General features: G+C 44.0%; 8 protein-coding genes. All 8 read left to right on the top strand.

What is annotated here, in order from left to right; genetic code table 11:
- The 8 genes from D6853_RS00930 (at position 1) to purF (ending at position 12,789) form a co-directional block, all read left to right on the top strand.
- Positions 1-1,614, top strand: a complete 1,614-nt coding sequence (locus D6853_RS00930; RefSeq protein WP_120655936.1) for an efflux RND transporter periplasmic adaptor subunit — start codon at positions 1-3, stop codon at positions 1,612-1,614.
- Positions 1,615-1,616: 2 nt separating this feature from the next.
- Positions 1,617-2,831 carry an ABC transporter permease gene (locus D6853_RS00925; protein WP_120655935.1) on the top strand — a complete coding sequence of 405 codons (1,215 nt, stop codon included), beginning with the start codon at positions 1,617-1,619 and terminating at the stop codon, positions 2,829-2,831.
- Positions 2,832-2,834: 3 nt separating this feature from the next.
- Entirely contained in the window at positions 2,835-4,046 is a 1,212-nt protein-coding gene (locus tag D6853_RS00920) for an ABC transporter permease (RefSeq protein WP_120655934.1), read from the top strand.
- A 213-nt stretch (positions 4,047-4,259) separates the two neighbouring features.
- Positions 4,260-7,850: a DUF5717 family protein gene (locus D6853_RS00915; protein WP_120655933.1), complete on the top strand. Its 3,591-nt coding sequence runs from the start codon at positions 4,260-4,262 to the stop codon at positions 7,848-7,850.
- Positions 7,851-7,868: 18 nt separating this feature from the next.
- Positions 7,869-9,170, top strand: coding sequence for a DUF5716 family protein (locus D6853_RS00910; RefSeq protein WP_120655932.1), 1,302 nt, complete (start codon positions 7,869-7,871; stop codon positions 9,168-9,170).
- A 49-nt stretch (positions 9,171-9,219) separates the two neighbouring features.
- The gene (locus tag D6853_RS00905) at positions 9,220-10,056 is read left to right on the top strand and encodes a hypothetical protein (RefSeq protein ID WP_120655931.1); all 837 of its coding nucleotides are present in this window, start codon (positions 9,220-9,222) and stop codon (positions 10,054-10,056) included.
- A gap of 11 nt (positions 10,057-10,067) precedes the next feature.
- Positions 10,068-11,261: a hypothetical protein gene (locus D6853_RS00900; protein ID WP_120655930.1), complete on the top strand. Its 1,194-nt coding sequence runs from the start codon at positions 10,068-10,070 to the stop codon at positions 11,259-11,261.
- A gap of 82 nt (positions 11,262-11,343) precedes the next feature.
- On the top strand, positions 11,344-12,789 hold the full coding sequence (gene purF / locus D6853_RS00895; protein ID WP_120655929.1) for an amidophosphoribosyltransferase: 1,446 nt from the start codon (positions 11,344-11,346) through the stop codon (positions 12,787-12,789).
- Positions 12,790-12,804: the final 15 nt, after the last annotated feature.

Below are 12,804 nucleotides of genomic sequence, written 5' to 3'. Positions count from 1 at the left end.
ATGGCAGAAAACAAGGACTTAAAGAAAGACGTGGAGTTAAAAGAGGAAGAAAAAGAAACTACTCCCGTCGTTGAAAACAAGAATGAGATCAAAGAGACAACGGGCAATTCCGTTGAGATCTATGATGAAGACGATGATTTTGAGGTAGCAGAAGTAAAGAAGCCCAAGAAAAAATTAAAGAAAAAATGGATAGTACTCGGCATAGTGGCTCTTCTTCTTGTCTTTTTCATCGGCAGAGCTTTCCTTGCAGGCAAGAGTGCAGGTTTGCCTGTAGAGACAGTTGACGTGGCAAACGGAACGATTGAGAATATTCTTTCTGTTTCCGGAACGGTTGAAAGTGCTGATTCCAAGAGCTACTTTGCGGATGTAAACGCACCTGTCGATCAGCTCAATGTAAAGATCGGAGACAAGGTTACATCCGGAGATGTGCTTTACACATATGATGCGGCACAGCTTGATCTTGCGGAAAAGAATGCTCAGCTTGCGATCAAGCAGGCCAAGGGTAATTACAGTGCGCTTTACGCAGGCCCGGCAGCCGCCGACAGAGATTATGCTCAGGGTATGAATTCTCAGCAGATCAACGAGAGACTTGATGCCATCACGGCAGAGATGGACGCTCTTGATGACAAGATTCAGGAAAAGACAAACAGAATGAATCAGACTCTTTCTGATCTTAATAAGACTATGCTTGATGTAAACCAGAACGGTATTGCCGACGGAACGGCTGAGACTTACCTTGACGGTAATGACGAATACATCACAAGAAGAGAAAATGACGACAACGACAGTGATGTTTCGGAGGGCAACAAGCAGATGTCACTTGCACTTCAGGAGTCCATTATTGAAGTACAGGATGCTCTTAAAAATGATCCCGAGATTCAGGGATGGCAGAAACAAAAGACAACTCTTGCTGAGGAGCAGGCTCATCTTTCAAGTGCCAAGGCCGCTCAGGTAAACGGCGGAACAGCTACAGCTACCAAGGCTTCCATGGAGTCAACACAGCTCACACAGGAAGATACGATTGCAAAGATCCAGGAAGCAAAGGATGGCGTTAAGGCTGATTTCAACGGCGTTGTAACAGAGGTAGAGGTAGTTGAAGGCGCAACAGTTGCACCCGGAACAAAGATGATCACACTTGCAAATCTTGATGATGTGCAGGTTGATGTGAAGGTATCAAAGTCAGACCTTCCCAAGATTTCTGTCGGACAGAAGGTTGATATTACAATAAACGGCAAGGCTTATAACGGAGAGATCACACAGATCTCAGGCTCAGCTACTAAGAATGACAACGGCGTAGCGGTTGTAGATACAACAATTAAGGTTACTAATCCCGATAAGGACATTATCCTCGGCGTGGAAGCAAGCAATAAGATTCATGCCGAAAAGGCAGAGAACACTATAGTTCTTCCTTACGAGTATGTGCTTACCGATGCCGATGGCGACTATGTATATGTACTTGAGAACGGCGTTGCTACAAGAAAAAATGTTAAGATCGGTATTTCTACAAGCACAGAGGCTCAGATTGTTGAAGGCCTTTCTGTGAACGACAAAGTAATTACAACAAATCTTGAAACGCTCACTGACGGAATGCCGGTTGTAGCTATGGAAATGTGATAATGGGAACTGTCAAAGAATATTTAAAAAGTGCAATAAATCAGATGAAGCATAACGGTTACAGAACCTTTATGACGATGCTCGGTATTATTATCGGTATTGCGGCCGTTATCACGGTTGTTTCGCTCGGAAAAGGTATGACTGATTATGTAAACGGTGAGATCAACGGAATTGTCGGTAACTACGGTTATGTTGTTATCGATTCAAGTAAGACCACCGAGCTTTTTACCCCTGATGATATCAGACTTCTTGAAGAATCCGTATCGGATCTTAAGGGTGTATCTCCTTACTTTGACGAAACGACTGCAAGAGCAAAGGGGCCAAGAGGAACATATCAGGCCGATGTGATCGGGGGAACGGAAGCTGTAGAGCTTGCTGTCAGCAGCAAGGTTTACAAGGGACAGTATTTTACAAGGCAGATGGTGGAAACGGGACAGAAAGTGTGCATCATGATGAAGAATGATGCAAAACACTTATTTGGTACCGAGGAATGCCTCGGCAATGTGGTTGAAATTACTATAGCAGGTAAAACTGCGGAATATACTGTTATAGGTCTCCGAGAAGATATAAACAGCGAAATGATAAATACATTTGCCGGAGATATGGATTATTATGCCACAATAGAGACTCCGTATACAGCATTTGCTTCGGATTTCGGATACGATATCGATAAACTGAACATGTTCCTGATCTTTGCGGATCAGGATGTTCTTCAAAAGAAAGTAAAAGAATGCGCGAAGGTACTTGAGAATGCACATGGACTGCGTGGAGCCAACGCTCTTTGGTCATACAGTATGGCGGATATGTCTGAAGAGATCAATACGGTCCTTGGCGGTGCGTCAACATTTTTGATATGGGTAGCGGTTATATCGCTTGTAGTTGGCGGAATCGGAATCATGAATATCATGTTGGTATCGGTAACAGAGAGAACAAGAGAAATAGGAATTCGAAAGTCAATCGGAGCAAGAACCGGAGCTATAACGGCACAGTTTTTGTCTGAGGCTGCGGTTTTAACTCTTTCCGGCGGTGTTATAGGTATTATTGTCGGAATAGGATTGTCGTATATAGTGTGTTCGTTATTGCATTTTAATCTGATAATAACTCCCGGTTCGGTTTTGGGAGCAACATTTATTTCGGTCGGAATCGGTCTGGGTTTTGGAATCTATCCTGCAAGAAAAGCGGCCAAAATGAAACCTATAGATGCATTGAGAGTATAAAGTATGGGAGTAATAAGAGAATATTTAAAAAGTGCGATTTCAAGTATACGAAACAATAAGGGTAGATCTCTTTTGACCATGCTTGGAATCATAATAGGAATAGCTGCCGTGCTTGCAGTCCTCGTGATTGGTGACGGACTTAGGGCTGCGGTTACCGGAGAAATGTCTGCGCTTGATGTTGCTACGATAAATGTCTCACTTGATGTAGCAAAAACGGATAAGTGCTTTACTCCGGAAAATATGGAAGCTATAGAGCGCAATATGAGTTGCATTTACGGACTTAGTCCGTCGGTTTCCTTATACGGAAACGGTAAAGGAACAAAGAAATCTTACAATCTTTCTTTTTCCGGTGGAAGTGATGCACTTTCCGAGAATGGACAGAACAAGATTCTGTACGGAAGGTATTTCACGCGTGATGATGTAAATGCAGCCAATTATGTCTGTGTTATATCACAAATTTCTGCAATGAAACTATTCGGATATGAAAATGCGGTAGGTGAGACGATAGAGATTACCAACGGTGATATTACCAAGGATTTCACGGTTGTAGGTATAAGAGAAAACACATCAATGGATGAGTCTTATGCAGAGGGAGAAGATCCTTCTTTGCAGGGCGATGTTCCATATACAACGGTGGCGCTTGCTTATAACAAAGATGTAAATACCATGTTTACCAAAGTGACTGCATATATGCACAAGGACAACAAGGATGAAGCCGCTGCCAAGATGAAGAGCGTTGTTGAAAACGTGCTTGGAATAAGAGGCGAAAGTGCGGTAAAGGTTGATGCATCATCCGGAATGGATTCAACAAGCGATACGATTCTTAATGTCGTAACCGCAGTAGTTGCTTTGATCGCTTCAATATCTCTTTTGGTCGGCGGTATAGGTGTTATGAACATCATGACCGTATCGGTTACCGAGAGAACAAGAGAGATCGGTATCAGAAAATCTCTCGGAGCAAGGACTTCTTCGATCCTTACGCAGTTCCTTGCGGAAGCGGCTATACTTACTTTTCTTGGTGGAATAATAGGTATTATATTGGGACTTACTTTAGCGAGAATAGCATGTGCAATGGTAGACTTCCCATATACTGTTAATCCGGTATTGGTGATCGTTGTTGTGTTTATATCAACGGGAATCGGATTGTTCTTCGGAATATATCCTGCAAAGAGAGCTGCCAAGCTCGATCCCATCGAGGCTCTAAGAGCCGAGTAATAAATTAGTTTTCCTTCCAAATAATTGTTTCAAATACATGTGTGTGCACAGGGACTGCCCTTTATGGGTGGTCCCTGTGGCGTTATATTCCAAACATTGGGGTTGAATATCATTTTTTTTATTAATTACCACAAGATATTGTTAACAAAGCTGTATCATGCCGTAATTTATGGTATACTATTGTAGATATATTATGATTTTTTGGGGTGAATTGTGAGAGAAATAGTAGACAGACTACTTCAGGGAAAATTTGAATATGAAGAAAAGAGCCTGGATTTCTCAACTCCTCGCATAGAACTTTCGATGAGTCCGGGTGAAATCACCGAGGGCTCTTTTACCATTTTTGGGCCTGAGAATACGCTTGTGGAGGGCACTGTCAGCGCAACCGATATCAGGATGGAAGTCCTTACGAAAGAATTTTCCGGCTCACCTTATGAAGTTTCTTATAGATTCAACGCTGTCGGGCTTACCGGCGGAGATGTGCTTCAGGGCGATTTCCGCGTTATTTCTAATCAGGGAGAGTATGTCCTTCCGTTCGTGGTCACCGTAAGACATGAGCAGATCGTATCAAGTCTTGGTGACATCAAGAATCTTTTTCATTTTGCCAATCTTGCCAAGACGGATTGGGAAGAAGCGGTTAATCTGTTTTATTCAAAAGAGTTTGCCGCCGTCTTAAGAGGGAGCGAGGATCAGTACGAGAGCCTTTACAGAGGCTTGTCCGCATCTCCCGGAAATGAACAGAACGTCGAAGAATTCCTTATCGCCATTAATAAAAAGCAGCCTATGGCGTTTCTTTTGGACCAGAAGGAGCTTATCATTGATTTTACCGGAATCTTCCATGATAACGGTATCCTCATAACCAGAAGCGGATGGGGCTACAGTAAGCTGTTTGCAAGACCCGAGTGCGAGTTTGTTATGCTCGATAAATATGAGATAACCGAGGATGATTTTACCGGAAGTACTTGCCACATCAAGGTCAGACTACGCACCGACAAGCTTCATGAAGGTAATAATTTCGGAAAAATTGTTTTTTACAATGCATTTACAAGTACCGAGCTTCCGATAACGGTATCGGTCAATGTGACAGGCAAGCATCCTACAGCCGACTATCAGGAAAAAAAGAGACTGATAGTGCAGCTTATCAAGGTATACGAGAATTTTAGATGTAAAAAGATATCTTCCAAGGCGTGGATTTCGGAAACAGGTAAAGTTATAGCCAAAATGAACGCGGTTGATGAAAAAGACCTTGCGTTCAGGCTCTATACCGCGCAGTACTATATCACCGCGGGCAGAGTAAATGAGGGAAAATGGATACTCGATCAGCTTGCAAGAGAAGTTGAAGAAGCGCCGGGAGATGAACTTTACAGCTATTATCTGTATCTTTCTTCCTTGTGCAGCAAAGAGGACAGTTATGTAAATGACATATCCGACAGGCTTGAGGGGATATACAGAAGGAACAAGGACAACTGGCGTATAGCATGGCTTCTTCAGTATGTTTCCGAGGAATCCGCGATGAGCGATTCAAGGAAATGGATGATGCTCGGCGAGCAGTTTTCATACGGCTGCACGAGCCCTGTTTTGTATCTTGAGGCGATGAATCTTTTGAATAATTCGCCTTCTATTTTGACGCGCCTTGAAGAACAGGAGCTTCGCATCCTTGAATACGGCGCCAAGAAACAGATGATAACCCTTAATCTGATAGATCAGATAGTTTATTTGTCTGCAAGAGTAAGGAATTTTGACAAGAGATTGTTCAGAATACTTAAGGCTTGCTATGAGATAAAGCAGGGAGACGATGTGCTTGAGGCTATCGTAGCTCTTTTGATAAAAGGCGGTGAAACCGGCAAGTACACGTTTGAGTGGTACAGAAAGGGCGTCGAGAGAGAGCTTCGCATTACAAGGCTTTATGAGTATTACATGATGTCGATCTATACCGATGAAAACGGGCTTCTTCCGTGTGACATCAATAAGATGGTACTTATGTATTTCTCGTATCAGAGTGACCTTGAATACGATAAGAATGCAATCCTTTACAGATATATACATGAGAGAAGGGACGATTATCCCGAACTCTACGATGTGTATGTATCGCAGATAGAGAAGTTCCTTATGGCACAGCTTGATAAGGGAAGGGTCGGTAAGGATCTGGGGTATTTGTATAAGAACCTTATAACCAAGCAGATGGTGGATGCGGCGAATGCGTCCAAGGTTCTGACAGCTCTTTATACCTGCGAGATAACTATCGAAGATCCCAAGATTTGCGGAGTTTTGGTTGTCTACGACAAGTGCGAAAAAGAGATGAGATATCCCGTTACCAACGGACGCGCATATGTGCCGCTGTACGGAAGCGATTATACGGTTCTTTTGATCGATCACGAAGATAACAGATATGCCAAGAGCATTACTTATACCAACACCAAGATGATGCTGCCCGGTAAGATCGCGGGTTACGCCATTCCTTATATTCAGAAGGGAAAAGAAAACCTTGATCTTTTCCTGTGCGATCTTGGTAAAAACGCTTACACGATCGACATGGACAATGTCGGAAGATACAGAGATCTTGCGGAGTCAGAGCTTGTTCGAAAATCATGCAGAAATGAGATTCGAAATAATCTTATAAGATTTTATTACGAGAACGACTTTACAAGGCAGCTCACGGAATACCTTGTAGATATTGATCCGACCGATATGAGCGCCAAGGAGAGAAATGAGCTTATAGAGCTTATGATCATGGCGGGCCTTTATGAGAAGGCGTACGAATGGATCCTTGTTTACGGCTGCTACGGGCTTGATGCCAAGATTATTCTTCGTATGTGCGGAAGGCTTCTGGACAGAGATGTTTATCCTACGGACAGTGCCGCGGTCGAGATTGCGCATTACTCGTTTGTAAACGGCAAGTATGATGAGCAGCTTCTAAGTTACCTCGTCAGATTCTTTACGGGTACGCTCAAAGAAATGAGAGATATCTGGAAGGCTGCGGAGGCTTTTGGAATTGATACTTATACGCTTTGCGAGAAGATGATAATCCAGATGCTTTACTGCGGATCTTACATTGGAGAGCGCACGGATATATTCAGATCGTACGTTCAAAACGGTGCCAATACCGAGGTTGAGATGGCATTTCTTGCTCAGAGCGCTTATGACAGCTTTGTGCACGGAAACATCACGGATGTCTATGTTTTCGACAGAATAGAAGTGCTGGCGCTTAGGAATGCTCCTTTGCAGGATATATGTAAGCTTGCTTATCTCAGATATTATGCGGCGGAAAAGAGCTCCGAAGAGAGCGTAAATCCTGATGTTGCGGAGCAGTTTATTAAGGATTTGTCGACAAAAGGAATTTACTTCCCGTTCTATCAGGAGTATGCGGATATCATTCCCGATATGGCATCGTTTGGAGATAAGACGATGCTTGAGTACAGAACCACTCCGGGAACTCACTGCACTGTACATTACAGACTTGCGATAGAGGAGGACAACGAATATCATTCTCTTTCGATGCTGGAGATGTACGACGGTATTTATGTTACTGCGTTTGTTCTTTTCTTCGGAGAGCAGCTTCAGTATTACATTACGGAAGAAAAGCCCGACGGTGAGGATGCTCTCACAGAGAGCGGTACGATCCAAAAGAGTGATATAGTCAAGAATCAGACCGCATCAAGCAGATACAGTCTTATCAATGACATTATGATCGGTGAGACATTGCAGGATTATGATACGGTTGATAAATTGCTTTCCGAATATCACAAGAAAAATTATATGTGTAATAAATTATTCGGCCCGCTTTCGAGCGAGGCTGCAGAATAAATAATAAAGGATAAAAAGATGCTTTTTGGAAATTCCGATGAAAAGCGCTTTGTACTTGGCTATGACTTGGGCGAGAAGGTCTCTCAGATAAGTTTTTTGGCATCTGATGCGGACATGCCCGAGACACTGTCGGTACTTGCGGGATCAGAACTTTATAATATTCCTACCGTCCTTTGCAAAAGAAATGACGTCAACCAGTGGTTTTACGGCAAAGAGGCGGTCCGTCACATCGATGACGGCGACGGAATCCCCGTGTACGGTCTTGTGAGCAGTGCAAGGGAGGGAAAGCCTGTGGTTGTCGGCAACGCGGAGTATGACCCGATAGCTCTTTTGACGCTGTTTGTAAAAAGAAGTTTATCTCTTCTGTCCATGGAATTGTCACTTGATAACGTTGATGCGATCATGTTCACGACAAGGTCCTTGGACCACAGAATGATACAGGTTCTGAACGCCGTGACCTCGGCACTTGAGCTTAAGACCAGCAATATATATTATCAGAGCCACGAAGAGAGTTTTTATAATTATATGCTTTATCAGCCGGATGATCTGATGCATCATTCGGTTCTGGCATGTGACTATGATCTTGATGAGCTGCATGTTTACGAGATGGTGATCAATCATAACACGACGCCGCTCGTTGCGACGATAGACGTTAAGAGCTTTGATGATCTTAAGGTTGGAAATACGGGATTTCCCAAGGATGTTACGGCTTATCACAAGATCTGCGAGAAGCTTGATGACGAATTCCTTACTGTTATGCAGAAGGTCTGCAATGAGAAGATAATCTCTACGGTATTTCTTTTGGGAGACGGATTTAAGGAGAAGTGGCCAAAGAGATCGCTTGAGTTTTTGTGCAGGACAAGGCGCGTATTCCAGGGAAACAACATGTTCAGTAAGGGCGCGAGCATTGCCGCCAGGGAGAGGATAAAACCCGGAGAGAATTCTTCAAAGATAGTTTTCCTTGGCGAAGATAAGCTCAAGTCCAATCTCGGAATACATCTTTTGAAATGCGGAACGGAAGTGTATTGTGCGATCCTTGATGCGGGTATCAACTGGTACGAAGCCCAGACGGGTATGGATATCATCATGGATCAGAGCGGAGTTCTTAACATAGAAGTGACACCGCTTACAGGTAAGAAGCCCAGAATGGTGCAGCTGTATCTTGACGGACTTGAGAACAGACCTGTCGGAACGACGAGACTTCGCCTTTCCGTAAGTATGAGTTCCGTTAATGAAGTGAACATCAAGGTTACAGATATGGGATTCGGAGAGATTTATCCTGCGACAGGAAAGGTCTGGGAGCAGGCCATAGAACTGTAAATACATTTGCCTGTATTTTACCTCGGGCGGATAAGGAAAGGTTGTTTGAATGACTAAGCCTATTTTGTGCATAGGTACATATGCGGAAAATCCATATCATATAGAGAAGATAGGCAGAAATGTTTATTGTATAGAAGAGCTGTGCTACTGTCTTGTCCACAACGCTTTTTTGATCGACGAGGAATGCTTTGTTCAGGATCTTTTTGACTGGATAGAAAAAGAGTGTTCGCTTGTCAGACTTTCGGACGAGCTCAGAAGCATGGAGGCAAAGAGATGCTCGCTTGCGGCGCTTGTCGGAACGCTCCTTGATTATGTCGGATATAACACTCGCAAAGAGATTGACAAGACTGAAGAGATCCTTCGTGAGAACGCGGGAATGGACATTTACAGAAAGAAGCTTGCAAGAGCGGACTTCCTCATGAACAGCGGAAGATATAATATGGCGTTTCGCGAGTATGAATTTCTTTTGGCCAACATGCCCGAGATGGATCGAAACATGAGAGCAGACATAGAACACAATGAAGGCGTGATGTACGCAAGGCTCTTTTTATTCGATAAGGCAAAAGACATGTTCATGAGAGCGTACGAGGACAGCGGTAGCAAGGAGTCATATATTCAATATTTGATGGCGGTCAGAATGGAGCTTCCGGACAAGGAATATGTTTCATACATTGCCGATAATGAAGAAGCTTACGAGGCTTCGCTCGAGATAGAAAAACGTCTCAAGGAAGCGGAAGAATTATATGGTGCAAGCGGCGACAATATCACTATGAGAGCTCTTTCCGTGTACAAAGCGGAGGGCAATATGCATGAGTATTACGCTCAGGTCGGAGAGATGACCGAGAAGCTTAAAGAAGATTACAGGGGACTTGTAAAGGAAACTTGAGGGGACAAAAGATGGGACTTTGGAACAAGTTTTTTGGAAGTAACAGAGACGAAGAGTGGGAGAAACAGGCTGAACTTGAGAACTGGAACGATATCGTCTACACGAGAAAAGAAGTCGATATGGACGATCCCGTTCAGAGAAGAGAGTATATAGGAAGCTGCCTTCAGCAGATGGAAGAGGCGGCGCGGGAACTCGAGTCTCTTGAGTACGAATACAACGATGTAACAAGCCATCTTCGAGACATTGAAGAAATTGATGCGCTTCCGCCAGAGCAAAGGGCTGAGATCAACGACTGCGCGCAGAAGATAATGGATTCGCTCAAGCAGCAGGATAAGTTTGACCGAAGAAAGAACCGTATGACGGACGATGAGTTCGAGCATATGGAGATGTTAAAAGAAAAGGCTAGGGACGGAGCGGAGAAGCTCCTTGAAGCAGAGTCTTTTCAAAAGAAGATAAGAAACGATCTAAAGAGGCTTGACGGTGAGCATGAGGCCTATTTATACAGAGAAGAAGAGATAGAGAATACTATAGAAACTTCCAAGAAGCTTATATCTGTTATCGCTGTGTCACTCGTTGCGGTTATCATCTTTTTGCTGATCCTTCAGGCCGGCTTTAAGCTCAATGTAGTTTACGGATATATGATCGCGATATTCTTAAGCGCGGTATCCGCAGCGGCTTTATATATGAAGTATACGGGTGCGATCGTGGAGCAAAAGAGCGTGAGAAAGTCGATTTCAAGGCTTATCATGCTGCAGAACCAGGTTAAGATAAGATATGTCAACAACACCAACCTGATAGATTATCTGTGCCTTAAGTACAGAGTAATGAATTCGGGAGAGCTTGCAGATCTTTATAACAGATACATCAAGGAGAAAAAAGAGAGAGAAAAGATTGAGGACGCCAGAAGGCTTCTTGATTCCAATCAAAGAGATCTTGTCTATATGCTAAGGCACTACAGAGTGCGTGATCCCGAGATATGGATACATCAGCCACAGGCTCTTTTGGATCATAATGAGGAGGTTGAGATCAGGCACAGTCTTAATGTGCAGAGACAATCTCTCAGAAAGAGAATGGAGTATAACAGAGACATCGTGGCAGGCAACGCCAAGAGCGAAGTTGAGGATATGGCTCGCCAGTATCCCGAGTACGCACAGGAAATTTTGGATATGGTATCCCGCTATGAGGATAAATACCCGGGTGTATAACTTATGATTGCCTCAGACATCGGATGATGATAAAATGTTCGGTGTTTGGGGTATTTCTTTTTATAGGAATTTAGGAGAACAAATGAATTACGAAGGTAGGACTGAGAATTACAAGCGTCTTGGCGAGGAGTGCGGTGTTTTTGGTATGTACGATTTCGACGGCGGCGACGTTGCCGGATCGATATACTACGGACTTGTCTCCTTGCAACACAGAGGACAGGAGAGCTGCGGAATTGCTGTCAGCGACACAAACGGACCTAAGGGTAAAGTTTCAAGCTACAAGGACATGGGACTTGTGAATGAAGCCTTTACGCCGGATATTTTGGATACCCTAAAGGGTGATATCGGTGTCGGACATGTCAGATATTCTACAGCAGGCAGCAGCACGCGTGAAAATGCACAGCCGCTCGTTCTTAACTATGTAAAAGGTACGTTGGCACTTGCGCACAACGGTAACCTTATCAATGCACCGGAGCTTCGTCATGAGCTGTCTTATACAGGTGCGATTTTTCAAACAACCATTGATTCGGAAGTAATTGCATATCATATTGCAAGAGAACGTCTTGCTACCAAATCGGTAGAGGAAGCCGTTGCAAAGGCAATGCTCAAGATTAAGGGCGCATACAGCCTTGTTGTCATGTCACCCAGAAAGCTTATCGGAGCAAGGGATCCTTACGGATTTAAGCCACTTGTTATAGGAAGAAGAGAGAATTGTTATATCCTTGCATCTGAAACCTGTGCGCTTGATACGGTCGGAGCAACATTTATCCGTGACGTTGAGCCCGGAGAGATAGTAACCATTTCTCCCGAGTACGGTATTCAGTCGGATAAGTCGATGTGTATCGATCCCAAGGATCACGCAAGATGCATATTTGAATATATTTATTTTGCAAGACCGGACAGCACCATCGACGGCATAAGCGTATATGATGCCAGGATCGCAGCGGGAAGATTTCTTGCGATGGATTCACCCGTTGACGCAGACATGGTAGTCGGCGTTCCGGAGTCGGGTAACGTTGCAGCCCTCGGCTATGCGCTTCAATCGGGAATTCCCTATGGACAAGCCTTCGTAAAGAATTCATATATAGGACGTACATTCATTAAACCCAAGCAAAAGAACAGAGAGTCAAGTGTTCAGGTTAAACTAAATGCGCTTGAGAGCGCGGTTGCGGGTAAGAAGATCATCATGATCGACGATTCGATCGTAAGAGGAACAACCTCGGACAGGATCGTCAGGATGCTGAGAGACGCAGGCGCCAAAGAAGTTCACATGAGAGTTTCTTCACCTCCGTTCTTGTGGCCATGCTATTTCGGAACCGACGTTCCCGCCAGAGAGCAGCTCATTGCCTATAACAGGAACGTAGATGATATCTGCAAGATAATCGGCGCAGACTCGCTCGCTTATCTTGGAATAGACAGACTTGAAGAGATGATCGGAGGAAAATTAGGTATCTGTAAGGGCTGCTTTACGGGCTCTTATCCGATCGATCCGCCAAACGAAGATATCCGCGGTGACTATGATAAGTAAAGAACGTTGATCTTA

It is taken from the genome of Butyrivibrio sp. X503 (assembly GCF_003625475.1).
In the GTDB taxonomy this organism is placed as follows: domain Bacteria; phylum Bacillota; class Clostridia; order Lachnospirales; family Lachnospiraceae; genus Butyrivibrio.
This window is presented reverse-complemented; position numbering and strand designations above follow the sequence as displayed.